Here is a 26,504-nt window from a genome sequence, read left to right as displayed (position 1 = left end):
GGCTCTCGCAGCTTGGCAGGTGAGTAAGGCCGGGCAATGTGGGCTGCCCGGCCCCTTTCACTTTAGTGATGAACCAGCATGCCGGTCAGCCAGTAGGCCTGCACCAAGGTGATCAGGCCGACGATGGTGGCGAAGAACAGGCTGTGCTTGACGGTGAAGCGGAACAGGTCGGACTCCTTGCCCACAAGGCCGGTGGCGGCGCACGCCACGGCGATCGACTGCGGCGAAATCATCTTGCCGGTCACGCCGCCGCTGGTGTTGGCTGCAACCAGCAGGGTGTCGTTCACGCCGATCTGGTGCGCGGTGGTGGCTTGCAACGAGCTGAACAGGGCGTTGGAGGAAGTATCCGAACCGGTCAGGAACACCCCCAGCCAGCCCAGGAACGGCGAGAAGAACGGGAACGCCGCGCCGGTGCCGGCCAGTACCAGGGCCATGGTCGAGGACATGCCGGAATAGTTGGTCACGAAGGCGAAGGCCAGCACCATGCCGATGGACAGAATGGGCCAGCGCAGCTCGAAGAGTGTTTCCTTGAAAGTGGTCAGACCAGTCTTGACGTTGATCTTGAGCACGGCCATGGAGATCAGTGCCGACAGGAAGATCGCGGTGCCCGTGGCAGAAATCGGGTCGAGCTTGAACACGGCCGGCATGGCCGTAGGTGCAGCCACGATGGGGACCGTTTTGATCACCAGTTGGTCGAGGTGCGGGATGGCGAAGTTGAACACGAAGTTGTACATCGCACCGCCCGGGGCAAACGCGGCCTTGAAGGGCTTGAGGGTCCAGATCGTCACCAGCACCGTGAGGATCAGGAACGGCGACCAGGCCTTGAAGATTTCACCCAGGCTGTAGGGGCTTGGCTGGCTGCCACCGGTTTGCACCACGGCCGCGCCGACGCTGCCGGTGGCCGCCGCGAACGAACGCTTGGGCTGCCACACTTTCAGGAACAAGGTCAGGGCGATCAGGCTGGCCAGGGCCGAGGTGATGTCAGGGAGTTCCGGGCCGATGAAGTTCGAGGTGAAGTACTGGGTGACGGCGAAGCTCAAGCCGGCCACCAGGGCAGCAGGCCAGGTTTCCTTCACGCCGCGCAGGCCGTCCATCATGAACACCAGCCAGAACGGCACGAACAGCGACAGCAACGGCAGCTGGCGACCAGTCATGGCGCCAATGTGGAAGGCGTCGATGCCGGTGACCTGGCCTGCCACGATGATCGGGATGCCCAGCGCGCCGAAGGCGACCGGTGCGGTGTTGGCGATCAGGCACAGGCCTGCGGCGTACAGCGGGTTGAAGCCAAGGCCCACCAGCAGCGCGGCGGTGATCGCCACCGGTGCACCAAAGCCGGCCGCCCCTTCCAGGAAGGCGCCGAAGCAGAAGCCGATCAGCAACACCTGCAGGCGCTGGTCGTCGGTGATCGACAGCACCGAACTGCGGATCACCTCGAACTGGCCGCTCTTGACCGTGAGTTTGTACAGGAACACGGCCGCGACGATGATCCAGGCGATGGGCCACAGACCATAGAGGAAGCCGTAGCCGGCAGCCGCCAGGGCCATGTCGACAGGCATCTGGAAAGCGAAGATCGCCACCAGGATCGACAAGCCCAAGGTGATGCTGCCGGCGACATGGCCCTTGAGACGGAAGACGGCCAGGGCCAGGAAGAAGAAGACGATGGGGATGACTGCCGCCAGTGCGGACAGGCCGAGACTGCCCAGCGGGCTGTAGAGTTGTTGCCAGGTTTGCATATGGGGTGGCCCCTAATTGTTGTTGGTCATGCGCCGGCCCTGGATAATTGGTAAGACCAATTTACAATGGCTCGCCGCTAGGTTAAAAGCGCACACGGGGGTGTGTCAATTTGTCCGAGGCAGCACTTTGGTCGAATGCCGATGAGCGGGCAGGTGATGTGGCGTGAAAATCGAGCGCTGGTGGGTGTCGGCCGGCTGTGGATCGGCGAGAATGGATGCCCCGGATATCAGCCGGGATTCGTGGAGAGCGTGTGATGGTTTTTGATCAGGTCCGCCAGCGGCGCCTGTCCGACGACATTGTCGATCGGTTGGAAGGGATGATTCTGGAAGGCACGTTGACGTCGGGCCAGCGGCTGCCAGCCGAACGCGTGCTGGCCGAGCAGTTTGGGGTATCACGCCCGTCGTTGCGCGAAGCGATCCAGAAGCTGGTGGCCAAGGGGTTGCTGGTCAGCAAGCAAGGCGGCGGCAACTATGTGGCGCAGTCGCTGGGCTCCACGTTCAGTGACCCGTTGTTGCAACTGCTCGAACACAGCCCTCAGGCGCAACACGACCTGCTGGAGTTTCGCCATACCCTGGAGGCGTCTTGTGCCTACTACGCGGCCCAGCGCGCCACCGCACCCGACCGGGCTCGCTTGAAGGAGGCGTTCGACGTGCTGCAGGACTGCTACGCACGGGTGGGGGAGGTCACGCGGGCCGAAGAAGGCGCCGCCGATGCGCGCTTTCACCTGGCCATTGCCGAGGCCAGTCACAATGCCGTGCTGCTGCACACCATTCGCGGCTTGTTCGACCTGCTCAAGCGCAACGTGGTCACCAACATCGGTGGCATGTACCAGCAACGCAGCGAAACGCGCGACATGCTGATCAGCCAGCACCGGGAGTTGTACCTGGCGATTGTCGAAGGCAGGGCTGAGGATGCGCGTGAGGTGTCCAGCCGGCACATTCTGTACGTGCAGGAGGTGCTCGAAGAGGCGCATGAAGAGGCGCAGCGGGTCGCACGGGCGGAGCGGCGCAACGGGCACTGAGGGTATGTGTGCGGGCGAGTGTACGCATGAACAGGTGGCCGCTGTGGGCGGCGCGCTGTTCACGGCAGGTAAGCTTCCCCTTGATGAAACGATCGGGCAACTAGTTGCCCCTATCATCACTCGGCGGGGAAGAGGGGCAAGCGCTAGTCTTCCTTGCCCTTGTTGCGCACGGCCCGCTGCAGCTCGCGGTTGGAATCGCGTTCGCGCACGGTATCGCGCTTGTCGTATTCCTTCTTGCCCTTACCCAGTGCGATTTCGCACTTGATCAGGTGCTTGCTCCAATACAGCGCCAATGCCACGCAGGTATAACCCTTTTGCGCCACGGCCGCTTCGAGCCGCTCGAGCTCACGCTTGTTGAGCAGCAGCTTGCGGGTGCGGATGGGGTCTGCGATGACGTGGGTGCTGGCGGTGGTCAGCGGGGTGATGTGGCTGCCGAACAGCCAGGCCTCACCGTCCTTGAGCAGCACGTAGCTGTCAACGAGGTGCGCCTTGCCGGCTCGCAGGCTTTTTACTTCCCAGCCGGACAGGACCAGCCCGGCCTCGAACTTGTGTTCGATGAAGTAATCGTGTCGCGCTTTCTTGTTCTGCGCGATGGTCCCGGTCGGATGTTTTTTTTGCTTAGCCATAGGGTCGGCATTATAGGCAAGTCCGCGCGTCGTCCGCTATGGGATTTCTGCGTGCTTGAGCCACTGGAATGAATACCGGACAATGCAGGCACTGTCATAGGTACAGAACCTGTAATCGGAATGCTGCGAAGCACCGCCACCCAGCCTAGGAAGTGACGCCTGGATGACTACCCATATTCAACGCTCCGCCCTGCTGCCGTATCCTGCCCAGGCCTTGTACGACCTGGTAAACGATGTAGCCAGCTACCCGGACTTCTTGCCCTGGTGTTCCGACTCGACGGTGCTCGAAGCCAGCGAAACCCACATGCGCGCCAAGCTCGAGGTGGCCAAAGGCGGTATCAGCCAGCACTTCGTTACCCGCAATGTGCTGGTGCCGGGGGAATCCATCGAGATGAACCTGGAGGAGGGGCCGTTCACCCAGCTGCATGGCATCTGGGTGTTCAAGCCGCTGGGCGAGAAGGCCTGCAAGATCAGCTTGGACCTGTCGTTCGACTATGCCGGCTCATTTGTGCGCGCCACGCTGGGGCCGCTGTTCAATCAGGCAGCCAATACCCTGGTGGATGCGTTCTGCGAGCGTGCCAAGCAGTTGTACGCTGCTTCGTAAGGTCTGCAATCGAGGTATCGCCACGCGCCTCCAGTGGCAGGAGGCGGTGACGTTTGATTGGCAGCGTTTATTGCAGCAATGAAAAAGCCCGGACACTGTCCGGGCTTTTTTGTATCAGCGCGTTTAGCGCGTTTCCAGCGGTGCCGGTGTCGGCACGGGCGTGGTTTCGATGGTGTCGATCTCGCGCTGGATGGATTCCTCGACCGAGCCTGGTTTGGCCGGTTTTTCTTCCGGCTGGGCTGCCGGCTGCTCGCCGTTGGCGCCTGGGCTGACCGTGGTGTCACCGCTGCCACCGAGGATTTCCTGGTCGCGGCTGACGCCCGGCATGAAGTCGCCAGACAGGCTTACCAGCTGGTCGCTTTCATTGAAGAAAATGCTCATGCGTTCCTGTTGGCGCTGACCGCCACCAGGTTGCAGGCTGTAGAGGTAATCCCACCGGTTGGTGTGGAACGTATCCTGAATCAGAGGGTTACCCATGATAAACCGCACTTGCCGCCGGGTCATTCCCGGACGCAATTGGTCTATCATGTCTTGCGTGACGACATTGCCCTGCTGGATGTCGATTTTGTAAACCCCGGGAAACGAGCAACCGGCGAGTGCGAGCAGTCCCACGAAGGTGAGGCTGGTTAGCAAGAGCTTGGTGTTTTGCATCGGTGGGCGACTTCCACTATCTTGGCTGGACAACGTAAACACCGATCATACCCGTATTAAGAGAAGCTGCGAAGCAGCATCGGCGAGAAAGCTGACCATGGTTGAAAATAGCGAATTGCGCAAAGCCGGTCTCAAGGTGACCCTGCCTCGAGTCAAGATCCTTCAAATGCTCGACTCTGCCGAGCAGCGTCACATGAGCGCCGAAGATGTGTACAAGGCCCTCATGGAGGCAGGCGAGGATGTTGGCCTGGCCACCGTGTACCGTGTACTGACCCAGTTCGAAGCAGCAGGTCTGGTGGTTCGCCACAACTTCGACGGCGGTCATGCAGTGTTTGAACTGGCCGATGGCGGTCACCACGACCATATGGTCAACGTGGATACCAGTGAAGTCATCGAGTTCATGGACGCCGAGATCGAGAAGCGTCAGCGTGAAATTGTCGAAGAGCACGGTTTCGAGCTGGTGGACCACAACCTGGTCCTTTATGTGCGTAAGAAGAAGTAACGATTACTTCGTTCTTAAACAGCAAAGGCGACCCTAGGGTCGCCTTTGTTTTTTCTGCAAGCGGTGGTGTTGGCCGTTACCCCGGCCCTTTGCCGAATGACTTCAGGCCTTGCCGCTGACCACCATCTTGCGCGCATGGGCCAGCGATTCCTTGGTCAGGTCGATGCCACCCAGCATGCGCGCCACTTCCTCGACTCGTTCGCGTTTGCCAAGGCTGGCCACAGCCGTGTGCGTGGTATCGCTCTCGCGGACCTTGTGCACGAACAGGTGATGATGGCCTTGCGCGGCCACCTGGGGCAGGTGGGTGACGGTCAACACCTGGCCGCGCTCGCCCAGGCGACGCAACAGTTGGCCCACGATTTCCGCCGTCGGCCCGCCGATACCTACGTCCACTTCGTCGAATACCAAGGTAGGGATGCGCGAGGTCTGGGCCGTGATGACCTGGATCGCCAGGCTGATCCGGGACAGTTCGCCGCCCGAGGCGACTTTGGACAGCGCCTTGAGGGGTTGGCCGGGGTTGGCACTGACCAGCAATTCGATCTGCTCGAGCCCATTGGGTGAAAGGTCGGCCGTCTCATTGGGCGTGAGCTGAATGCAGAAGCGACCGCCAGGCATGCCCAGGCGCTGGATTTCCTGCTCGACAGCCTCTGCCAGCTGCTTGGCGGCATGCTGACGCAGCCCGCTCAGTTCGCGGGCCTTCTCTTTATAGTGCTGAGCGAATGCAGCCATCTCTTCGCCCAGGCGTTCCAGCGATTCGTCGCTGGCGTTGAGCCCTTCGAGTTCCTCCATCAACTGCTGCTGCAGGTGAGGTAGCTCTGTGGGGTGCACCCGGTGCTTGCGCGCCAGGGTATAGATGGTGTCGAGGCGTTCTTCCAGGGCCTGCAGGCGCATGGGGTCGGCATCGAAGTTGTCGAGGAAACGGTTGAGCTCGCCCACGGCTTCTTCCACCTGAATCTGCGCGCTGGCAATCAGGTTGGCCGCTTCCGACAGTGCCTTGGGGGCATTGCTGGCAGCGCCCAACCGGTTGAGGCTGGAGGTGAGCGCGCCAAGCACATTGCCCGAATCGCTTTCACTGCACTGGTCGATGACCTGGCGGCAAATGCCGAACAGGGCCTCGGCGCTGGTGAGGTTCTTGTGCTCCTGCTCCAGGTGCTCCAGCTCGTTTTCGCCCAGGCCCAGGTTGTCCAGCTCTTCGAGCTGGTAGCTGAGCAGCTGGTGACGGGCCCGCTGTTCGTCGCCGGAATTGGACAGGCGCTCCAGTTCGAGTCGCGTCTGGTTCCAGCGCTTGGCCGCCATTTGCACCTGCCGGGCCAGGTCGATGGCCCCGGCGTACTCGTCGAGCAGGCGCCGGTGGGTGTCGGCCTTGAGCAGGGACTGGTGCTCATGCTGGCTGTGGATGTCTATCAGCAGCTCGCCCAGGGCCTTGAGGTCGCCGAGCGGGCAGGGCGTGCCGTTGATGTAGCCACGGCTGCGGCCTTCGGCAGTGATGACACGCCGCAGGATGCACAGCCCGTCGCTGGCGAGGTCGCGTTCGGCCAGCCAGGTGTGGGCTTCGGGAATGTCGACCAGGTCGAACGTGGCGAGGATGTCGGCCTTGTCGGTGCCGGGGCGTACCACACCGCTGTCGGCGCGGTCGCCCAGGGCCAGGCCCAGGGCATCGAGCATGATCGACTTGCCCGCACCTGTCTCGCCCGTGATCACGGACATGCCGCGGGCGATTTCCAGGTCGAGGTGTTCGACGATGGCGTAGTTGTGAATGGACAGGTGCACCAGCATGAGGGCGACTCCAGAAAGTCATGTCTGGTTATTTATACAGTAGTTTTTTCCAGCCTGCCAATGCCCTTTTGGCGCAAACGCTTGAAGGCGTAAAAACCGGGTTGCCCCTTGAAGCTGTATTTTCCGGCCCCATATACGCCACATCACCGGCGAGCCTGGCTCGCAGTCCACCAAATTGCGCAGGAGATATCCCATGGCTGATGAGCAGCTGAACGAGAAAGACCTCAACGTCGAGCAAACCGGTGCCGACAACGCAGCTGATGCCCGCGTGCTGGAACTCGAAGAACAGCTGGCCGCGGCCAAGGACCAATCGCTGCGTACCGTGGCCGAACTGCAGAACATCCGCCGTCGTGCCGAGCAGGATGTGGAAAAGGCGCACAAGTTCGCCCTGGAAAAATTCTCCACCGACCTGCTGCCTGTGATCGACAGCCTGGAACTGGCCCTGGCTCACTCCAGCGCCCAGGACGAACACGTCAAGCAGATCCGCGAAGGCGTCGAGCTGACCCTGAAGATGTTCCAGGACACCCTCAAGCGCTACAACCTCGAGGCCATCGACCCGCACGGCCAGCCGTTCAACCCTGAGCATCATCAGGCCATGGCCATGCAGGAAAACGCCGAGGTCGAACCCAACAGCGTATTGAACGTGTTCCAGAAGGGCTACCTGCTCAATGGCCGCCTGCTGCGCCCCGCCATGGTGGTGGTCAGCAAGGCGCCGAGCGCAGCGCAACCTTCTATCGATGAAAAGGCTTGAAATCCTTCCGGGCATCCCCATCTAGGTGTCAAGCCTTCAAGTATTACCGCAGTTGGCCACAGTAGCCGCTGCTACCTCATTCAAGTTTCGGGAGAGTTAACATGGGCAAGATCATCGGTATCGACCTGGGGACCACCAACTCGTGCGTCTCCGTGCTGGAAAACGGTAACGTCAAAGTCATCGAGAACGCCGAGGGTGCGCGTACCACCCCCTCGATCGTGGCCTACGCCAACGACGGCGAAATCCTGGTCGGCCAGTCGGCCAAGCGCCAGGCCGTGACCAACCCGCACAACACGCTGTTTGCCGTCAAGCGCCTGATCGGCCGCCGCTTCGAAGAAGACGTCGTGCAGAAAGACATCAAGCTGGTGCCTTACAAGATCGTCAAGGCCAACAACGGCGACGCCTGGGTTCAGGCCAGCGGCAAAGACATGGCCCCGCCGCAGATCAGCGCTGAAGTGCTGAAGAAAATGAAGAAGACCGCCGAAGACTACCTCGGCGAGCCTGTGACCGAAGCGGTCATCACCGTGCCGGCCTACTTCAACGACAGCCAGCGTCAGGCCACCAAGGACGCCGGCCGCATCGCCGGTCTGGACGTCAAGCGCATCATCAACGAGCCGACCGCCGCTGCACTGGCCTACGGCATGGACAAGGCCAAGGGCGACCACACCGTCATCGTCTATGACCTGGGTGGTGGTACCTTCGACGTATCGGTCATCGAAATTGCCGAAGTCGACGGCGAGCATCAGTTCGAAGTACTGGCCACCAACGGCGACACCTTCCTGGGTGGCGAAGACTTCGACATGCGCCTGATCGACTACCTTGTCGACGAGTTCAAGAAAGAGTCCGGCATGGACCTGAAGAACGACCCGCTGGCCCTGCAGCGCCTGAAGGAAGCTGCTGAAAAGGCCAAGATCGAGCTGTCCTCGGCCCAGTCGACCGACGTCAACCTGCCGTACATCACTGCAGATGCAACCGGTCCGAAGCACTTGAACGTGAAGATTTCCCGCGCCAAGCTGGAATCGCTGGTCGAAGACCTGGTCAGCCGCACCATCGAGCCTTGCCGCATTGCGCTCAAGGACGCCGGTATCGACGCCAGCAAGATCGACGACGTGATCCTGGTCGGTGGCCAGACCCGTATGCCGCTGGTTCAGAAAGCCGTTGCCGACTTCTTCGGCAAGGAAGCGCGCAAGGACGTGAACCCGGACGAAGCCGTTGCCATGGGTGCCGCCATCCAGGGCGCAGTATTGGCCGGTGACGTGAAGGACGTTCTGCTGCTGGACGTCAGCCCGCTGACCCTGGGTATCGAAACCATGGGCGGCGTGATGACCTCGCTGATCGAGAAGAACACCACCATCCCGACCAAGAAGTCGCAGGTGTTCTCGACGGCCGACGACAACCAGGGCGCCGTGACCATTCACGTGCTGCAAGGCGAGCGCAAGCAGGCAGCACAGAACAAGTCGCTGGGCAAGTTCGACCTGGCTGACATTCCGCCAGCACCCCGTGGCGTGCCGCAGATCGAAGTGACCTTCGACATCGACGCCAACGGCATCCTGCACGTCAGCGCCAAAGACAAGGCCACTGGCAAGTCGCAGTCCATCGTCATCAAGGCCAACTCCGGCCTGTCGGACGACGAAATCGAGCGCATGGTGCGTGACGCCGAGGCCAACGCCGAGGAAGACCGCAAGTTCGAAGAGCTGGCCGCTGCCCGTAACCAGGGTGATGCACTGGTTCACTCGACCCGCAAGATGGTCGCCGACGCGGGTGACAAGGTCACCGCCGAAGAAAAGACTGCCATCGAAGCGGCCGTGGTCGCCCTGGAAACCGCCGTCAAAGGCGACGACAAGGCTGCCATCGACGCCAAGGTCGAAGAGCTGTCCAAGGTCTCTGCACCGGTTGCCCAGAAGATGTACGCCGAGCAGTCGGCTGAACAGCCTCAGGGCGGCGCGCAGCAGGCCGAGCCGGAAGCCAAGCACGATGACGTGGTGGACGCCGAGTTCGAAGAAGTGAAAGACAACAACAAGCAGTAATTCCTGCAAGTTGTCGGCCAGTGCACCGCCGTTTGGCGGTGAACTGGTAGGATGTCGCCGCGCGGGGGCTTGCTCCCGCGTTGACGTATCTGGAATTCGAGAATTTTTGCAGCATTTGTCAGCCCCTCATGGGGAGCAGGTGCTGACGGCGCGGCGCAGATGCCGGACGCCCAACAAGGTGCAAATGACCTATGTCCAAGCGTGATTATTATGAGGTCCTGGGTGTCGAGCGCGGCGCCACGGATGCTGACCTCAAGAAAGCCTATCGCCGGTTGGCGATGAAGTACCACCCTGACCGCAACCCGGGTGACAAAGAGTCCGAAGACAAATTCAAGGAAGCCAACGAGGCCTACGAGGTCCTGTCGGACGCCAGCAAGCGCGCAGCTTTCGACCAGTATGGTCATGCCGGTGTCGACCCGAGCATGGGTGGCGGCGGGGCCGGTTTCGGGGGCGCCAACTTCTCCGATATCTTCGGTGATGTGTTCAGCGATTTCTTCGGCGGCGGCCGGGGTGGTGGACGCGGTGGCGCCCAGCGCGGCAGCGACCTGCGCTACACCCTGGAGCTGAACCTGGAAGAAGCCGTACGCGGCACCACGGTCAGCATTCGCGTGCCGACGCTGGTCAACTGCCAGCCGTGCGATGGCAGCGGTGCGAAGAAAGGCTCCACCCCGTCGACGTGCCCGACCTGCGGCGGTATCGGCCAGGTGCGCATGCAGCAGGGCTTCTTCTCGGTGCAGCAGACCTGCCCGCGCTGCCATGGCCAGGGCAAGATCATCACCGACCCTTGTGGCGCCTGCCATGGCGAAGGCCGCGTCGAGGAATACAAGACCCTGTCGGTCAAGGTGCCAGCAGGCGTCGACACCGGTGATCGCATACGCCTGTCGGGCGAGGGCGAAGCCGGCGCGCACGGTGGGCCGACCGGTGACCTGTACGTGGTGATCAACGTGCGTGAGCACGAGATCTTCCAGCGTGATGGCAAGCACTTGTACTGCGAAGTGCCGATCAGCTTCACCGATGCTGCGCTCGGTGGCGAACTCGAGGTGCCAACCCTCGACGGTCGGGTCAAGCTGCGCATTCCCGAAGGCACCCAGACCGGCAAGCAGTTCCGCCTGCGTGGCAAGGGCGTGGCGCCTGTGCGCGGTGGTGGTGCGGGCGATCTACTGTGCCGCGTGGCGGTGGAGACGCCGGTCAACCTCAGCCGTCGCCAGCGCGAGCTGCTTGAAGAGCTGCGTGATTCGCTCGAAGGCGACAGCTCCCATTCGCCCAAGGCCAATGGCTGGTTCGATGGCGTGAAGCGCTTCTTCGGCGATCTCTGACAAGGAAAAGGCTATGCGACGTATTGCAGTGATGGGCGCGGCAGGGCGAATGGGCAAGACCCTCGTCGAAGCCGTGCAGCAAACCGCAGGTGCCGGACTCACGGCTGCCATCGACCGCCCGGACAGCACGCTGGTGGGTGCGGATGCAGGCGAGTTGGCGGCCCTGGGGCGCATTGGCGTGCTGCTGTCAGACGACCTGGCCAAGGTTGCCGATGACTTCGACGTGCTGATCGACTTCACCCATCCATCGGTCACCCTGAAGAACCTGGCGTTCTGCCGCAAGCATGGCAAGGCCATGGTCATCGGCACCACCGGGTTCACCGTGGAAGAAAAGCACCTGCTGGCCGAAGCGGGCAAAGACATCCCGATCGTGTTCGCTGCCAACTTCAGTGTGGGCGTCAACCTCAGCCTCAAGCTGCTGGACATCGCGGCGCGTGTGCTGGGCGATGACGTCGATATCGAGATCCTCGAGGCGCATCACCGCCATAAGGTCGATGCGCCTTCGGGCACCGCGCTGCGCATGGGTGAAGTGGTGGCCAATGCGCTGGGGCGCGACCTGCAGGAAGTGGCGGTGTATGGCCGCGAAGGGCAGACCGGTGCGCGTGATCGCGAGACCATCGGCTTTGCCACGGTGCGCGCCGGCGATGTGGTCGGTGATCACACGGTGCTGTTCGCTGCCGAGGGCGAGCGCCTGGAGATCACCCACAAGGCCTCCAGCCGCATGACATTCGCCAAGGGTGCCGTGCGAGCGGCTTTGTGGCTGGACGGGCGCGAGCCTGGCCTGTACGACATGCAGGATGTGCTCGAGCTGCACTGAGCCATCGGTCGTGACCAGGGCAACCTGCCGCCGCTGACGCGCACCGGTGCGGGTCTAGGCGGTGGGGCTCGCTTCTGGCGCGTGGCTCTGACAGCGGTCTGTCGCATTCATGTGTTTAAGAGGCACATATGCGGTAGACCCAAAACGCACTTTTCTGTAAGCTACAGCTTTAGTGTGTCCACTAAAAGCGCGCAGCGAATTGAATTCAGCACATAAAAGCGGGGTGACGTGTCCATACGTCACTCCGCTTTTTTGCAACCTGCGATCGCCCTTTCATGCTTGATTTTCGGGAGGTCTTCTTGACAAAGCCAGCCATACTCGCCCTTGCCGACGGCAGTATTTTCCGCGGTGAGGCAATCGGTGCCGACGGCCAGACCGTTGGTGAGGTGGTATTCAACACCGCTATGACCGGCTACCAGGAAATCCTTACAGACCCTTCCTACGCGCAGCAAATCGTTACCCTGACCTACCCGCACATCGGCAACACCGGCACCACGCCGGAGGACGCAGAATCCAACCGCGTCTGGTCGGCCGGCCTGGTCATTCGCGATCTCCCGCTGCTGGCCAGCAACTGGCGTAACACTCAGTCGCTGCCCGAGTACCTCAAGGCCAACAACGTGGTGGCCATTGCGGGTATCGACACCCGCCGCCTGACCCGAATCCTGCGTGAAAAGGGCGCTCAGAACGGCTGCATCCTGGCCGGTGACGACATCAGCGAAGAAGCCGCGATCGCTGCTGCGCGCGGCTTCCCAGGCCTTAAAGGCATGGACCTGGCCAAGGTGGTTTCCACCAAGGAACGCTACGAATGGCGCTCTAGCGTGTGGGAGCTCAAGACCGACAGCCACCCCACCCTCGAAGCTGCCGACCTGCCTTACCATGTGGTTGCGTTCGACTACGGCGTCAAGCTGAACATCCTGCGCATGCTGGTCGCCCGTGGCTGCCGCGTCACCGTGGTACCGGCCCAGACGCCGGCGAGCGAAGTGCTGGCTCTCAACCCGGACGGCGTTTTCCTGTCCAACGGCCCGGGCGACCCTGAGCCTTGCGACTACGCCATTCAGGCGATCAAGGAAATCCTGGAAACCGACATCCCGGTCTTCGGCATCTGCCTGGGTCACCAGCTGCTGGCCTTGGCCTCCGGCGCCAAGACCGTGAAGATGGGTCACGGCCACCACGGTGCCAACCACCCGGTTCAGGACCTCGATACCGGTGTGGTCATGATCACCAGCCAGAACCACGGCTTTGCGGTAGACGAAGCGACCTTGCCTGGCAACGTGCGCGCCATTCACAAGTCGCTGTTCGACGGCACCCTGCAGGGTATCGAGCGCACCGACAAGAGCGCGTTCAGCTTCCAGGGCCACCCTGAAGCGAGCCCAGGCCCGACCGACGTCGCGCCCCTGTTCGATCGTTTCACCGATGCCATGGCCAAGCGCCGCTGAGTCTCCTGCTTCAAGGCCCCGGGCGGCATGTGCCATGCCCGGATGCGCCTGACCCAGATTGTTCAATGCGGCTTGCCGACTGACCCCGGATTTGAGTGACAACCATGCCAAAACGTACAGACATCAAAAGCATCCTGATTCTCGGCGCTGGCCCGATCGTGATCGGCCAGGCCTGCGAATTCGACTACTCCGGCGCCCAGGCTTGCAAAGCCCTGCGCGAGGAGGGGTTCCGCGTCATCCTGGTGAACTCCAACCCAGCCACCATCATGACCGACCCGGCCATGGCCGACGCCACCTACATCGAGCCGATCAAGTGGCAGTCGGTGGCCAAGATCATCGAGAAAGAGCGCCCTGACGCCGTCCTGCCGACCATGGGTGGCCAGACTGCGCTGAACTGCGCCCTGGACCTGGAGCGCCATGGCGTTCTGGAGAAGTTCGGCGTGGAAATGATCGGCGCCAATGCCGACACCATCGACAAGGCCGAAGACCGTTCGCGCTTTGACAAGGCCATGAAGGACATCGGCCTGGAGTGCCCGCGCTCCGGTATCGCCCACAGCATGGAAGAGGCCAATGCGGTGCTCGAGAAGCTTGGCTTCCCTTGCATCATCCGCCCGTCGTTCACCATGGGCGGCACTGGCGGCGGCATCGCCTACAACCGCGAAGAATTCGAAGAAATCTGCACCCGTGGCCTGGACCTGTCGCCGACCAAGGAACTGCTGATCGACGAGTCGCTGATCGGCTGGAAGGAATACGAGATGGAGGTGGTCCGCGACAAGAAGGACAACTGCATCATCGTCTGCTCCATCGAAAACTTCGACCCGATGGGCGTGCACACCGGCGACTCGATCACCGTCGCCCCGGCGCAGACCCTCACCGACAAGGAATACCAGATCATGCGCAACGCCTCCCTGGCGGTGCTGCGTGAAATCGGTGTCGAGACCGGCGGTTCCAACGTGCAGTTCGGCATTTGCCCGAACACCGGCCGCATGGTCGTCATCGAGATGAACCCGCGTGTGTCGCGCTCCTCGGCCCTGGCTTCGAAAGCTACCGGCTTCCCGATCGCCAAGATCGCCGCCAAGCTGGCCATCGGCTACACCTTGGACGAGCTGCAGAACGACATCACCGGTGGCCGCACCCCGGCTTCCTTCGAGCCGTCGATCGACTACGTTGTGACCAAGCTGCCACGCTTTGCTTTCGAGAAATTCCCGAAGGCCGACGCTCGCCTGACGACCCAGATGAAATCGGTCGGTGAAGTCATGGCCATCGGCCGTACTTTCCAGGAATCCTTGCAGAAAGCCCTGCGCGGCCTGGAAGTCGGCGCCTGCGGCCTCGACCCGAAAGTCGACCTGGCCAGCCCCGAGGCTGCCAGCATCCTCAAGCGCGAGCTGACCGTGCCGGGCGCCGAGCGCATCTGGTATGTGGCCGACGCCATGCGTTCGGGCATGACCTGCGAGCAGATCTTTGACCTGACCGGCATCGACATGTGGTTCCTGGTGCAGATGGAAGACCTGATCAAGGAAGAGGAAAAGGTCAAGACCCTGGCCCTCACCGCGATCGACAAGGACTGCATGCTGCGCCTCAAGCGCAAGGGCTTCTCGGACCAGCGTCTGGCCAAGCTGCTGGGCATCACCGACAAGACCCTGCGCCGTCACCGCCACAAGCTGGAAGTGTTCCCGGTGTACAAGCGCGTCGACACCTGCGCCGCCGAGTTCGCCACCGACACCGCCTACCTGTATTCCACCTACGAGGAGGAGTGCGAGGCGAACCCGTCGACCCGCGACAAGATCATGATCCTCGGCGGTGGCCCCAACCGCATCGGGCAGGGCATCGAGTTCGACTACTGCTGCGTGCACGCCGCCTTGGCGCTGCGTGACGACGGTTACGAGACCATCATGGTCAACTGCAACCCGGAAACCGTTTCCACCGACTACGACACCTCCGACCGTCTGTACTTCGAGCCGCTGACGCTGGAAGACGTGCTGGAAGTCTGCCGCGTCGAGAAGCCCAAGGGCGTGATCGTGCACTACGGCGGCCAGACCCCGCTCAAGCTTGCCCGCGCCCTGGAAGAAGCCGGCGTGCCGATCATCGGCACCAGCCCCGACGCCATCGACCGTGCCGAAGACCGTGAGCGCTTCCAGCAGATGGTACAGCGCCTGAACCTGCTGCAGCCGCCAAACGCCACCGTGCGCAGCGAAGAAGAGGCCATCAGCGCCGCTGGCACCATCGGCTACCCGCTGGTCGTGCGTCCATCCTACGTCCTGGGTGGTCGTGCCATGGAGATCGTCTACGAACTGGACGAGCTCAAGCGCTACCTGCGCGAAGCCGTTCAGGTGTCCAACGACAGCCCGGTGCTGCTGGACCACTTCCTCAACTGCGCCATCGAGATGGACGTGGATGCGGTCTGCGACGGTACCGATGTGGTTATCGGCGCCATCATGCAGCACATCGAGCAGGCCGGCGTTCACTCCGGTGACTCGGCATGTTCGCTGCCACCTTACTCGCTGAGCAAGGAAGTGCAGGATGAAGTGCGTGTGCAGGTCAAGAAAATGGCCCTGGAGCTGGGCGTAGTTGGGCTGATGAACGTGCAGCTGGCCCTGCAGGGCGACAAGATCTACGTGATCGAAGTCAACCCGCGTGCCTCGCGTACCGTACCGTTCGTGTCCAAGTGCATCGGCACGTCGCTGGCCATGATCGCCGCCCGCGTCATGGCAGGCAAAACCCTGAAGGAACTGGGCTTCACCCAGGAAATCATCCCCAACTTCTACAGCGTGAAGGAAGCCGTCTTCCCGTTCGCCAAGTTCCCAGGGGTTGACCCGATCCTCGGCCCTGAGATGAAATCGACCGGTGAAGTAATGGGTGTCGGTGACAGCTTCGGTGAAGCCTTCGCCAAGGCCCAGATGGGTGCCAGCGAAGTACTGCCGACCGGTGGCACTGCGTTCATCAGCGTGCGCGACGACGACAAGCCGCAAGTGGCCGGCGTTGCCCGCGACCTGATCGCCCTGGGCTTCGAAGTGGTGGCAACCGCAGGTACCGCCAAGGTCATCGAGGCGGCCGGCTTGAAGGTGCGCCGCGTGAACAAGGTGACCGAAGGCCGTCCTCATGTGGTCGACATGATCAAGAACGACGAAGTGTCGTTGATCATCAACACCACCGAAGGCCGTCAGTCGATCGCCGATTCCTACTCGATTCGCCGCAATGCGCTGCAGCACAAGATCTACTGCACCACGACCATTGCGGCCGGTGAAGCCATCTGCGAGGCGCTGAAATTCGGTCCGGAAAAAACCGTTCGCCGCCTGCAGGATCTGCACGCAGGACTCAAAGCATGAGCATGACCAAATACCCGATGACCGTCCAGGGCGCTCGCGCCCTGGAAGAAGAACTGCTCTTTCTGAGCAAGACCGAGCGCCCGCGCCTGAGCCAAGCCATTGGTGAAGCGCGTGAGCTGGGTGACTTGAAGGAGAACGCCGAGTACCATGCCGCCCGCGAGGAGCAGGGCATGGTCGAGGCCCGTATCCGCGACATCGAAGGCCGTTTGCAGAACTCGGTCGTGATCGACGTGACCGCCATTGCCCATACGGGCAAGGTCATTTTCGGCACTACCGTCGATCTGGAAAACACCGAGACGGGTGATCAGGTCACCTACCAGATCGTTGGCGAGGATGAAGCCGACGTGAAGAAAGGCAAGCTGTCCAGCAGTGCGCCGATCGCTCGCGCCATCATTGGCAAGGAAGAGGGTGACACCGTTGTCGTCAAGACGCCAAACGGTACGGTCGAGTACGAGATTGTCGAAGTCAAGCACATCTGACCGGCGCCTGCGGGCGCCTTCCCTCGAGGGGATCCTCTGGCAGCTGGCCCAGGTATTCTGGGTCGGTGGCCTGTGGGTGTTCCACGTGGGGTTGGTGCCTGCGTTGAAAGTCAGCGGCCTTGCGCCATTGCTTGTCCAGGACATTGCCGGGCAGATCGACCGTTGGTTGATCGGCGTGGCACTGCTCGGCTTGATCACCCAGCTGGCCGTATTGGCGAGGGTGGAAGGCCTGGCTGCCTGGTGGCGCCAGTTCCGTGGCCAGATGCTGTTGCTGGGCCTTGGGGCCTGCATCGGCTACTACACCTTGCGCTACGGGATCTCCGTGGGCGAGCGCTGGCAGATGTTCTGTTTCCTGGTGCTGGGCTTTTCCGGCATCGTGCTGGTCGCCCAGCCCGTTCCACTCAGGGCGCGACATTCGCGCCACTGAGCGGCGCCACCGTTACTTGTAACGGTGGACGTTGGACAGCTGCTTGTTCGGCTGAGGGTTCTTGCGGTAGATCAGCGCCTTCTTGCCGATGGTCTGCACCAGCTCGGCGCGGCCGGCCTTGCACAGCGCGGCAATGGTCTCGGCACGCTCCTCGCGGTCTTCGGAGCGAATTTCGACCTTGATCAGCTCGTGGTCGGCCAATGCGCGTTCCAATTCGGCGACGACACCTTCATTCAAACCGTTGCCAGCAACGATCAGGACCGGCTTGAGGTCATGACCAATGGATTTGTATTGCTTCTTCTGCTCGTTATTGAGCGGCATAATCTGACCCTTTCCGTCTGATTCTGTAAAATTGACCGGCATTTTACCCGAGGGCCACCGGCTCCGCCCAGTCAATCACCACGCATATCATCGAGGTGCCCCGTGGTACAACGTTCCAAAAGCAGCGCAAACTGGCTGCGAGAGCATTTCAACGACCCTTTCGTCAAACAGGCGCAGAAGGACGGCTACCGCTCGCGAGCAAGCTACAAGCTGCTTGAGATCCAGGAAAAGGACCGCCTGATCCGTCCTGGCATGAGTGTCATCGACCTGGGCGCGGCGCCGGGCGGCTGGTCCCAGGTGACCAGTCGTCTGATTGGTGGTCAGGGTCGACTGATCGCCTCCGACATCCTGGAGATGGACTCAATCCCCGATGTCACCTTCATTCAGGGGGACTTCACCCAGGACGAGGTGCTACGGCAAATTCTCGAAGCCGTCGGCGATTCACACGTAGACCTTGTGATTTCGGACATGGCCCCCAATATGAGTGGTACGCCCGCGGTCGACATACCGCGAGCCATGTTCCTTTGCGAGCTGGCCCTGGATTTGGCAACCCGCGTGCTTCGGCCCGGCGGTGATTTCCTGATCAAGATCTTCCAGGGTGAAGGTTTCGATGTGTACCTCAAGGACGTGCGCACCAAGTTCGACAAGGTACAGATGCGCAAACCGTCTTCATCGCGGGATCGCTCCCGCGAGCAGTACCTGCTTGGCAAGGGGTTCAAGGGCGCGTGAACGGTACTAAGCGCAGCGGCCGATAGTTAATTCCAATCGGCCACGGCGTCAGGATCGTCCGAACTTCGTGTAGTCTGGATTTCACAAAGGGTTACAGACGGTGCCTGCGGTTGCGTGGGCAATGTAGTAAGTTAGGGCGATGAATATCATGCGAGGCACGGCTGCGTCGTGCGCCGGCCTCAGAGGGTAGCGAATTGAACGACATGGCAAAGAATCTGATCCTGTGGTTGATCATCGCAGCTGTCCTGGTGACGGTGATGAACAACTTCTCCAGCCCTAACGAGCCGCAGACCCTCAACTACTCCGACTTCATCCAGCAGGTCAAGGATGGCAAGGTCGAGCGAGTGACCGTCGACGGTTACATCATCACCGGCAAGCGCTCCGACGGCGACAGCTTCAAGACCGTGCGCCCGGCGATCACCGACAACGGCCTGATCGGCGACCTGGTGGACAACCACGTTACCGTTGAGGGCAAGCAGCCCGAGCAGCAGAGCATCTGGACCCAGTTGCTGGTTGCCAGCTTCCCGATCCTGGTCATTATTGCCGTGTTCATGTTCTTCATGCGCCAGATGCAAGGCGGGGCAGGTGGCAAGGGTGGCCCCATGAGCTTTGGCAAGAGCAAGGCGCGCCTGCTCTCCGAGGACCAGGTCAAGACCACCCTGGCTGACGTCGCCGGTTGCGACGAGGCCAAGGAAGAAGTGGGCGAGTTGGTCGAGTTCCTGCGCGACCCGGGCAAGTTCCAGCGCTTGGGCGGCCGCATTCCGCGCGGTGTGCTGATGGTGGGCCCGCCCGGTACCGGTAAGACCCTGCTGGCCAAGGCTATTGCAGGCGAGGCCAAGGTGCCGTTCTTCACCATTTCCGGTTCGGACTTCGTTGAAATGTTCGTCGGTGTCGGTGCCAGCCGTGTACGCGACATGTTCGAGCAGGCCAAGAAGCACGCCCCGTGCATCATCTTCATCGACGAGATCGACGCCGTCGGCCGCCACCGTGGTGCTGGCATGGGCGGGGGTCACGACGAGCGTGAGCAGACCCTCAACCAGTTGCTGGTAGAGATGGACGGCTTCGAGATGAACGATGGCATCATCGTCATCGCCGCGACCAACCGCCCCGACGTGCTCGACCCTGCGCTGCTGCGCCCCGGTCGCTTCGACCGTCAGGTCGTCGTTGGCCTGCCGGACATTCGGGGTCGTGAGCAGATTCTTAAAGTGCACATGCGCAAGGCGCCGATCGGCGACAACGTCAACCCGGCCGTCATCGCCCGTGGTACGCCGGGCTTCTCCGGTGCAGACCTTGCCAACCTGGTCAACGAAGCCGCGCTGTTCGCCGCTCGCGCCAACAAGCGCCTGGTCGACATGAAGGAGTTCGAGCTGGCCAAGGACAAGATCATGATGGGCGCTGAGCGCAAGACCATGGTCATGTCCGAAAAGGAAAAGCAGAACACGGCCTACCACGAAGCCGGTCACGCGATCGTCGGTCGCCTGGTGCCCGAGCACGATCCGGTCTACAAGGTGTCGATCATCCCGCGGGGTCGTGCACTGGGTGTGACCATGTTCCTGCCCGAAGAAGACCGCTACAGCCTGTCCAAGCGTGCGCTGATCAGCCAGATCTGCTCCCTCTACGGCGGTCGTATCGCCGAGGAGATGACCCTGGGCTTCGACGGCGTCACCACCGGCGCTTCCAACGACATCATGCGTGCCAGCCAGATCGCGCGGAACATGGTCACCAAGTGGGGCCTGTCCGAGAAGCTGGGCCCGCTGATGTATGCCGAAGAAGACGGCGAAGTGTTCCTGGGTCGTAGCGCAGGCAGCCAGCAGACCAGTGTTTCCGGTGAGACGGCCAAGCTGATCGACTCCGAAGTGCGCAGCATCATCGACCAGTGCTACGCCACTGCCAAGCAGCTGCTGACCGAGAACCGCGACAAGCTCGATGCAATGGCCGAAGCCTTGATGAAGTACGAAACCATCGACGCCGAGCAGATCGACGATATCATGGCCGGCCGTACGCCTCGCGAACCTCGCGATTGGGATGATGATTCGGCTTCCGGTACACCGGCTGCCCAGGGTGACCGCCCGGAATCGCCCATCGGTGGTCCAGCGGCTCAACACTAAGGGCACCTATGAGCTCAGTGCAGCACCCGACCCGATTGCCTTGCGGCAATCGGGTTCTTGATTTGTCGCGTACCCATGTCATGGGTATTCTCAATGTCACGCCCGATTCCTTCTCCGACGGTGGCCGCTTCAGTCGGCGCGACGAGGCTTTGCGCCACGCCGAGGCAATGGTGGCTGCAGGCGCCACGCTGATCGATGTGGGCGGGGAGTCCACCCGCCCGGGTGCGCGGCCCGTTTCGGTCACCGAAGAGCTTGAGCGCGTGGCGCCGATGGTCGAGGCCATCCACCGTCATCTCGATGTCGTGGTGTCGGTGGATACGTCCACGCCTGCCGTCATGCGCGAAGCCGCCCGCCTGGGCGCTGGCCTGATCAACGATGTGCGCGCCCTCGAGCGCGATGGGGCGCTGGACGCCGCTGCTGCAACCGGGCTGCCGGTGTGCCTGATGCACATGCGCGGCGAGCCGGGCACCATGCAGGACGACCCGCATTATGAGAATGTCACCCAGGACGTGGCGCGCTACCTCCAGCAGCGCATGGTGGCCTGTGCGGACGCGGGCATCGAGGCCGACCGCATCGTGCTCGATCCAGGCTTCGGTTTCGCCAAGACCCTGGCCCACAATCTCAGCCTGTTCAAGCACCTCGAAGCGCTCCATCGCCTGGGGCGTCCGCTGCTGGTAGGCGTTTCCCGTAAAAGCATGATCGGCCTGACGCTCGAGCGTCCTGTGGATGAGCGTCTTTATGGCAGCCTGGCGCTCGCGGCGCTGGCCGTGACCAAGGGCGCAAGGATCCTGCGCGTGCATGATGTAGCGCAAACCGTTGACGTGGTCCGCATGATCGCCGCCGTTCAGCACGCCGAATAAGAACATTGGAGTCCCTATGAGCAGAAAATATTTTGGTACCGACGGCATTCGTGGCCGCGTCGGCGAATACCCGATCACCCCAGAGTTCATGCTCAAGCTTGGCTGGGCGGCTGGCATGGCGTTTCGCAAACAAGGCCATTGCCGCGTGCTGGTGGGCAAGGACACGCGGATCTCCGGCTACATGTTCGAATCCGCGCTCGAAGCTGGTCTTTCGGCCGCAGGCGCCGATGTGATGCTGCTGGGCCCGATGCCCACGCCTGCCATCGCCTACCTGACCCGCACCTTCCATGCCGAAGCCGGTATCGTCATCAGTGCCTCGCACAACCCGCACGATGACAATGGCATCAAGTTCTTCTCGGGGCAGGGCACCAAGCTGCCGGACGAAGTGGAGCTGATGATCGAGGAACTGCTCGATCAGCCCATGACCGTCGTGGAGTCGAGCAAGCTGGGCAAGGTTTCGCGCATCAACGACGCAGCCGGTCGCTACATCGAGTTCTGCAAGAGCAGCGTGCCCAGCAGCACCAGCTTCGCCGGCCTCAAGCTGGTGGTCGACTGCGCCCATGGCGCCACGTACAAGGTGGCGCCCAGCGTGTTCCGTGAGTTGGGTGCCGATGTGACGGTGCTGCACGCCCAGCCAGATGGCCTGAACATCAACGAGGGCTGTGGTTCGACCCACATCGAGTCGCTGCAGGCCGCTGTGCTGGTCGGCCACGCAGACCTTGGCATCGCTTTCGACGGTGATGGCGACCGTGTGTTGATGGTCGATCACACCGGCGCGATCGTCGACGGTGACGAGCTGCTGTTCATCATCGCGCGCGACCTGCACGACCGCGGCAAGCTGCAAGGGGGCGTGGTGGGTACGCTCATGAGCAACCTGGGGCTGGAGCTTGCGCTCAAGGACCTGGATATCCCATTCGTGCGTGCCAAGGTCGGTGACCGCTACGTCATGGCCGAGCTGCTCGAGCGCGAGTGGCTGGTGGGTGGGGAGAATTCCGGCCACGTGGTGTGCTGCAACTACACCACCACGGGGGATGCGATCATCGCTGCGCTGCAGGTGCTGATGGCGCTCAAGCGCCGTGGCGAGACCCTGGCCCAGGCGCGCCAGGCGCTGCGCAAATGCCCGCAAGTGCTGATCAATGTGCGCTTCAGTGCAGGCGACGTGGACCCCCTCGAGCACCCGGACGTCAAGCAAGCCAGCGCGCAGGTCACTGAAGCCCTGGCAGGCCGTGGGCGGGTGTTGCTGCGTAAATCCGGGACCGAGCCGCTGTTGCGCGTCATGGTCGAAGGTGAGGATGAACACCAGGTGCGTCTGCATGCCGAAGCACTGGCAAAGCGCGTCGCAGAAGTTTGTGCCTGAAGCCGCTTGCCAGCGCGAATCTGGTTGGGTAAGATCTGCGCCCACTTTGACCGACGAGGTAAAGCATGCGTCGCCCTATGGTTGCTGGTAACTGGAAGATGCACGGTACCCGCGCCAGCGTCGCTGAGCTGACCGAGGGTTTGCGCAATCTTGCCCTGCCGAGCGGAGTGGAAGTCGCGGTATTCCCGCCAACCTTGTTCATCAACCAAGTGGTTGCCGAACTCGACGGCAAGGGTATTATCGTCGGCGCACAGAATTCTGCGGTAATGCCCGAACAGGGCGCGCTGACCGGTGAAGTTGCTCCGGAACAGCTGGTTGAAGCAGGTTGCAAGTTGGTGTTGATTGGCCATTCGGAACGTCGCCAGGTAATCGGCGAAGATGACGAAGTGCTGAATCGCAAGTTTGCAGCGGCTCAGGCCAAAGGTTTGAAGCCCGTGCTCTGTATTGGGGAAACCCTTGAAGAGCGCGAGGCCGGCAAAACGCTCGAAGTTGTTGGGCGTCAACTCAACAGTATCATCGAAGCTTTCGGTGTTAGTGTGTTTGCCAATGCGGTAATTGCCTATGAGCCTGTATGGGCCATCGGCACTGGCCTAACGGCCACGCCTCAGCAGGCCCAGGATGTGCACGCCGCCATCCGCGGCCAGCTGGCGGCAAAAGATGCTGAAGTGGCTGCGAAGGTGCAGTTGCTCTACGGCGGCAGCGTGAAGGCGGCCAATGCGGCCGAACTGTTCGGCATGCCGGATATCGATGGGGGTCTCATTGGTGGGGCTTCCCTGAACGCAGACGAATTCGGTGCAATTTGTCGCGCCGCAGGAAACTGAACAAATGCTGGAAACAGTCATCGTTGTTTTTCATCTGTTGGCAGCGCTTTCGCTGGTAGTGCTGGTACTGTTGCAACAGGGTAAGGGGGCGGAAGCCGGTGCATCTTTTGGTGCGGGTGCTTCCAATACCGTCTTCGGAAGTCAGGGCTCTGCCACCTTCCTAAGTAAATTCACTGCAATACTCGCTGCCACTTTCTTTTTGACAGCACTTGGGTTAGGATACTTCGCGAAGCAACAAGCTCACCAGCTTAGCCAAGCAGGTCTTCCAGATCCAGCCGTGCTAGAAGTGAAAGAGCAGCCAAAACCGGCCATCAATGATGATGTACCGGTGCTCCAAGAACAGAAGAGCGAAGCCACTCCTAATTCGGGTGATGTACCTCCTCCGGCAGAAGAGCAGAAGTAACGGGTTTCAAAGTAGTATTGCCGAGGTGGTGGAATTGGTAGACACGCAACCTTGAGGTGGTTGTGCCCATAGGGTGTAGGGGTTCGAGTCCCCTTCTCGGTACCATTTAAAGCTTGAGAGCCCGCCTTGGCGGGCTTTCTTGCAGGTGAAGGTTTGGATTTGACCCTCAAGTGGGTTCGGTCTTATACTTTCGCCCCAGCTTTGTCGCGGGGTGGAGCAGCTTGGTAGCTCGTCGGGCTCATAACCCGAAGGTCGTTGGTTCAAATCCAGCCCCCGCAACCAGCTTCAGCGAAGCCCCTTTTCAGGGGCTTTTTGCTAACCGAACAGTTCAGGCGTCGTTGTCCAACGGCGCTTTCAGGGATGGGCGCTTCGCCCATTTTTTATTTGCACAGCATGCACGAGGGGGTTCAGGTGTCGAGCAAGCTAGAACAGTTGCAGGCCTTGTTGGCCCCGGTTGTCGAGGGTCTGGGCTATCAATGCTGGGGGATCGAATTCGTTTCCCAGGGCAAGCATTCGGTATTGCGTATCTACATCGACAAGGAAGGCGGCATTCTGGTGGAGGACTGCGAAGCTGTCAGCCGTCAAGCCAGCGCCATCCTGGATGTCGAGGATCCGATCAGCAGCGAGTACACCCTCGAGGTGTCTTCTCCAGGCATGGATCGCCCACTGTTCACACTGGAACAGTTTGCCTCGCATGCCGGCGAACAAGTGAAGATCAAGCTGCGCTCACCCTTCGAGGGTCGTCGTAACTTCCAGGGCCTTCTCCGCGGTGTGGAGGAGCAGGATGTGGTGGTCCAGGTGGACGACCAGGAGTTCCTACTGCCGATCGATTCGATCGACAAGGCCAATATTATTCCCAGTTTTGACTGAGACGTGCCGGGCCCGACGGATTATCCGGGCCCAATGGCTTGCGCAAGGCGAGGCGTACGATGAGCAAAGAAGTACTGCTGGTTGTTGAATCGGTATCCAACGAAAAAGGTGTACCGCCCGGCGTCATTTTCGAAGCGCTGGAGGTGGCCCTGGCCACCGCAACCAAAAAACGTTTTGAAGACGAAGTCGACCTGCGTGTGGAAATCAACCGCCACACCGGTAGCTACGAGACTTTCCGTCGTTGGACCGTGGTCGATGAAGCCGACCTCGATGATCCGGCCATCGAAACCTGGCTGGACAAGATCAAGGACACGCATCCCGAAGCCAAGATTGGCGACGTGATCGAAGAAAAGATCGAATCCATCGAGTTCGGCCGCATCGCCGCGCAGACCGCCAAGCAGGTCATCGTGCAGAAGGTCCGTGAGGCCGAGCGTGCGCAGGTGGTCGATGCCTACCGTGAGCGTGTGGGCGAAATCATCTCCGGTACCGTCAAGAAGGTCACCCGCGACAACGTCATCGTCGACCTGGGCAACAATGCCGAGGCGTTGCTGGCCCGCGAAGACATCATTGCCCGCGAAACTTTCCGTGTGGGTGTGCGCCTGCGTGCACTGCTCAAGGAAATTCGCACCGAAAACCGTGGTCCTCAGCTGATCCTGTCGCGCACCGCGCCGCAGATGCTGATCGAGCTTTTCCGCATCGAAGTGCCGGAAATCGCTGAAGGCCTCATCGAAGTCATGGCCGCTTCCCGTGATCCGGGTTCGCGAGCCAAGATCGCCGTCCGCTCCAAGGACAAGCGCATCGACCCGCAAGGCGCCTGCATCGGCATGCGTGGGTCGCGCGTCCAGGCCGTATCCGGAGAGTTGGGTGGTGAGCGTGTGGATATCGTTCTCTGGGACGATAACCCGGCGCAGTTCGTCATCAACGCCATGTCGCCGGCTGAAGTCGCGGCGATCATCGTTGATGAAGATGCCCATGCCATGGACATCGCCGTCGCCGAAGACAACCTGGCTCAAGCCATTGGCCGTGGCGGTCAGAACGTTCGCCTGGCCAGTCAGTTGACTGGCTGGACCCTGAACGTGATGACCGAGAAGGACATCCAGGCCAAGCAGCAAGCCGAAACTGGCGACATCCTGCGCAATTTCATCGATGAACTGGAAGTCGACGAGGAGCTGGCCCAAGTGCTGGTCGACGAAGGCTTCACCAGCCTTGAAGAAATTGCCTACGTACCGTTGGAAGAAATGCTCAACATCGATGGCTTTGACGAAGATATCGTCAATGAGCTCCGCGCTCGAGCCAAGGACCGTTTGTTGACCAAGGCCATCGCTACCGAAGAAAAACTGGCAGACGCCCATCCGGCCGAAGACCTGCTCTCCCTTGAGGGCATGGACAAGGACCTGGCGGCGGAACTGGCGGTGCGCGGCGTGGTTAACCGCGAAGACCTGGCCGAGCAGTCGATCGACGACCTGCTCGACATCGACGGCATCGACGAAGAGCGTGCCGGCAAGTTGATCATGGCCGCCCGAGCCCACTGGTTCGAGTAAT

Annotated in this window: 24 protein-coding genes and 2 tRNA genes; 21 read left to right on the top strand and 5 right to left on the bottom strand. The window is 61.4% G+C overall.

What is annotated here, in order from left to right; genetic code table 11:
* Nucleotides 1–62: 62 nt before the first annotated feature.
* A complete protein-coding gene (locus tag CRP40_RS19880) occupies nucleotides 63–1,733 on the bottom strand; it encodes a lactate permease LctP family transporter (RefSeq protein WP_027915426.1) in 1,671 nt (556 codons plus the stop codon).
* Nucleotides 1,734–1,987: 254 nt separating this feature from the next.
* Between CRP40_RS19880 and CRP40_RS19875 the strand changes: the two genes are divergently transcribed.
* Nucleotides 1,988–2,755 carry an FCD domain-containing protein gene (locus CRP40_RS19875; protein WP_027915425.1) on the top strand — a complete coding sequence of 256 codons (768 nt, stop codon included), beginning with the start codon at nucleotides 1,988–1,990 and terminating at the stop codon, nucleotides 2,753–2,755.
* 143 nt (nucleotides 2,756–2,898) lie between these two features.
* Here the strand turns inward: CRP40_RS19875 and smpB are convergent, their stop codons facing one another.
* Nucleotides 2,899–3,381: an SsrA-binding protein SmpB gene (gene smpB / locus CRP40_RS19870; protein WP_023533119.1), complete on the bottom strand. Its 483-nt coding sequence runs from the start codon at nucleotides 3,379–3,381 to the stop codon at nucleotides 2,899–2,901.
* Between the two features lie 163 nt (nucleotides 3,382–3,544).
* Here smpB and CRP40_RS19865 point away from each other — a divergent pair, with 163 nt between their 5' ends.
* Nucleotides 3,545–3,985 (top strand): type II toxin-antitoxin system RatA family toxin, encoded by a 441-nt coding sequence (locus CRP40_RS19865; protein WP_027915424.1) that lies wholly within the window; start codon nucleotides 3,545–3,547, stop codon nucleotides 3,983–3,985.
* A gap of 123 nt (nucleotides 3,986–4,108) precedes the next feature.
* Here CRP40_RS19865 and CRP40_RS19860 read toward each other — a convergent pair whose 3' ends face one another.
* The gene (locus CRP40_RS19860; protein WP_023533140.1) at nucleotides 4,109–4,636 is read right to left on the bottom strand and encodes an outer membrane protein assembly factor BamE; all 528 of its coding nucleotides are present in this window, start codon (nucleotides 4,634–4,636) and stop codon (nucleotides 4,109–4,111) included.
* A gap of 97 nt (nucleotides 4,637–4,733) precedes the next feature.
* Here CRP40_RS19860 and fur point away from each other — a divergent pair, with 97 nt between their 5' ends.
* On the top strand, nucleotides 4,734–5,138 hold the full coding sequence (gene fur, locus CRP40_RS19855) for a ferric iron uptake transcriptional regulator (protein WP_023533128.1): 405 nt from the start codon (nucleotides 4,734–4,736) through the stop codon (nucleotides 5,136–5,138).
* A gap of 102 nt (nucleotides 5,139–5,240) precedes the next feature.
* Here fur and recN read toward each other — a convergent pair whose 3' ends face one another.
* On the bottom strand, nucleotides 5,241–6,914 hold the full coding sequence (gene recN, locus CRP40_RS19850; protein WP_027915423.1) for a DNA repair protein RecN: 1,674 nt from the start codon (nucleotides 6,912–6,914) through the stop codon (nucleotides 5,241–5,243).
* A gap of 193 nt (nucleotides 6,915–7,107) precedes the next feature.
* On the opposite strand from recN, the gene grpE reads away from it, so the two are divergent.
* The 8 genes from grpE to CRP40_RS19810 all read left to right on the top strand — a co-directional run bounded on the left by grpE (nucleotide 7,108) and on the right by CRP40_RS19810 (nucleotide 17,493).
* The gene (grpE, locus tag CRP40_RS19845; RefSeq protein ID WP_027915422.1) at nucleotides 7,108–7,665 is read left to right on the top strand and encodes a nucleotide exchange factor GrpE; all 558 of its coding nucleotides are present in this window, start codon (nucleotides 7,108–7,110) and stop codon (nucleotides 7,663–7,665) included.
* 101 nt (nucleotides 7,666–7,766) lie between these two features.
* Nucleotides 7,767–9,692: a molecular chaperone DnaK gene (dnaK, locus tag CRP40_RS19840; protein WP_023533180.1), complete on the top strand. Its 1,926-nt coding sequence runs from the start codon at nucleotides 7,767–7,769 to the stop codon at nucleotides 9,690–9,692.
* Between the two features lie 191 nt (nucleotides 9,693–9,883).
* Nucleotides 9,884–11,008, top strand: a complete 1,125-nt coding sequence (gene dnaJ / locus CRP40_RS19835) for a molecular chaperone DnaJ (protein WP_027915421.1) — start codon at nucleotides 9,884–9,886, stop codon at nucleotides 11,006–11,008.
* Nucleotides 11,009–11,021: 13 nt separating this feature from the next.
* The gene (gene dapB / locus CRP40_RS19830) at nucleotides 11,022–11,825 is read left to right on the top strand and encodes a 4-hydroxy-tetrahydrodipicolinate reductase (RefSeq protein ID WP_027915420.1); all 804 of its coding nucleotides are present in this window, start codon (nucleotides 11,022–11,024) and stop codon (nucleotides 11,823–11,825) included.
* A 299-nt stretch (nucleotides 11,826–12,124) separates the two neighbouring features.
* On the top strand, nucleotides 12,125–13,261 hold the full coding sequence (carA, locus tag CRP40_RS19825; RefSeq protein WP_027915419.1) for a glutamine-hydrolyzing carbamoyl-phosphate synthase small subunit: 1,137 nt from the start codon (nucleotides 12,125–12,127) through the stop codon (nucleotides 13,259–13,261).
* Between the two features lie 104 nt (nucleotides 13,262–13,365).
* On the top strand, nucleotides 13,366–16,587 hold the full coding sequence (carB, locus tag CRP40_RS19820; RefSeq protein WP_027915418.1) for a carbamoyl-phosphate synthase large subunit: 3,222 nt from the start codon (nucleotides 13,366–13,368) through the stop codon (nucleotides 16,585–16,587).
* Entirely contained in the window at nucleotides 16,584–17,066 is a 483-nt protein-coding gene (gene greA, locus CRP40_RS19815; RefSeq protein ID WP_176417795.1) for a transcription elongation factor GreA, read from the top strand. Before carB ends, greA begins: the two co-directional genes overlap by 4 nt.
* Nucleotides 17,044–17,493, top strand: coding sequence for an MFS transporter (locus tag CRP40_RS19810; RefSeq protein ID WP_080992917.1), 450 nt, complete (start codon nucleotides 17,044–17,046; stop codon nucleotides 17,491–17,493). Before greA ends, CRP40_RS19810 begins: the two co-directional genes overlap by 23 nt.
* Nucleotides 17,494–17,505: 12 nt before the next feature.
* Here CRP40_RS19810 and yhbY read toward each other — a convergent pair whose 3' ends face one another.
* A complete protein-coding gene (yhbY, locus tag CRP40_RS19805) occupies nucleotides 17,506–17,814 on the bottom strand; it encodes a ribosome assembly RNA-binding protein YhbY (RefSeq protein ID WP_023533185.1) in 309 nt (102 codons plus the stop codon).
* 102 nt (nucleotides 17,815–17,916) lie between these two features.
* Between yhbY and rlmE the strand changes: the two genes are divergently transcribed.
* The 10 genes from rlmE to nusA all read left to right on the top strand — a co-directional run bounded on the left by rlmE (nucleotide 17,917) and on the right by nusA (nucleotide 26,503).
* Nucleotides 17,917–18,543 carry a 23S rRNA (uridine(2552)-2'-O)-methyltransferase RlmE gene (gene rlmE, locus CRP40_RS19800; protein WP_027915415.1) on the top strand — a complete coding sequence of 209 codons (627 nt, stop codon included), beginning with the start codon at nucleotides 17,917–17,919 and terminating at the stop codon, nucleotides 18,541–18,543.
* 203 nt (nucleotides 18,544–18,746) lie between these two features.
* A complete protein-coding gene (gene ftsH, locus CRP40_RS19795; RefSeq protein ID WP_027915414.1) occupies nucleotides 18,747–20,651 on the top strand; it encodes an ATP-dependent zinc metalloprotease FtsH in 1,905 nt (634 codons plus the stop codon).
* A gap of 8 nt (nucleotides 20,652–20,659) precedes the next feature.
* Entirely contained in the window at nucleotides 20,660–21,511 is an 852-nt protein-coding gene (gene folP / locus CRP40_RS19790) for a dihydropteroate synthase (protein ID WP_027915413.1), read from the top strand.
* Nucleotides 21,512–21,527: 16 nt separating this feature from the next.
* Nucleotides 21,528–22,868: a phosphoglucosamine mutase gene (gene glmM / locus CRP40_RS19785; RefSeq protein WP_027915412.1), complete on the top strand. Its 1,341-nt coding sequence runs from the start codon at nucleotides 21,528–21,530 to the stop codon at nucleotides 22,866–22,868.
* 65 nt (nucleotides 22,869–22,933) lie between these two features.
* Complete coding sequence (gene tpiA / locus CRP40_RS19780) at nucleotides 22,934–23,689, top strand: triose-phosphate isomerase (RefSeq protein WP_027915411.1); 756 nt, start codon at nucleotides 22,934–22,936, stop codon at nucleotides 23,687–23,689.
* 4 nt (nucleotides 23,690–23,693) lie between these two features.
* Entirely contained in the window at nucleotides 23,694–24,092 is a 399-nt protein-coding gene (gene secG, locus CRP40_RS19775; RefSeq protein ID WP_027915410.1) for a preprotein translocase subunit SecG, read from the top strand.
* A 19-nt stretch (nucleotides 24,093–24,111) separates the two neighbouring features.
* A tRNA-Leu gene (locus tag CRP40_RS19770) sits at nucleotides 24,112–24,197 on the top strand.
* A 100-nt stretch (nucleotides 24,198–24,297) separates the two neighbouring features.
* A tRNA-Met gene (locus CRP40_RS19765) sits at nucleotides 24,298–24,374 on the top strand.
* A gap of 129 nt (nucleotides 24,375–24,503) precedes the next feature.
* Nucleotides 24,504–24,962, top strand: coding sequence for a ribosome maturation factor RimP (rimP, locus tag CRP40_RS19760; RefSeq protein WP_027915409.1), 459 nt, complete (start codon nucleotides 24,504–24,506; stop codon nucleotides 24,960–24,962).
* A 59-nt stretch (nucleotides 24,963–25,021) separates the two neighbouring features.
* Entirely contained in the window at nucleotides 25,022–26,503 is a 1,482-nt protein-coding gene (gene nusA / locus CRP40_RS19755; RefSeq protein WP_023533184.1) for a transcription termination factor NusA, read from the top strand.
* Nucleotide 26,504 lies beyond the last annotated feature (1 nt).

Origin of the sequence: Pseudomonas sp. URMO17WK12:I9 (assembly GCF_900230165.1) — a bacterium.
Classification (GTDB): domain Bacteria; phylum Pseudomonadota; class Gammaproteobacteria; order Pseudomonadales; family Pseudomonadaceae; genus Aquipseudomonas; species Aquipseudomonas fulva.
The sequence above is the reverse complement of the archived record's forward strand: the minus strand, read 5'-3'. Positions and strand labels throughout refer to the sequence as shown.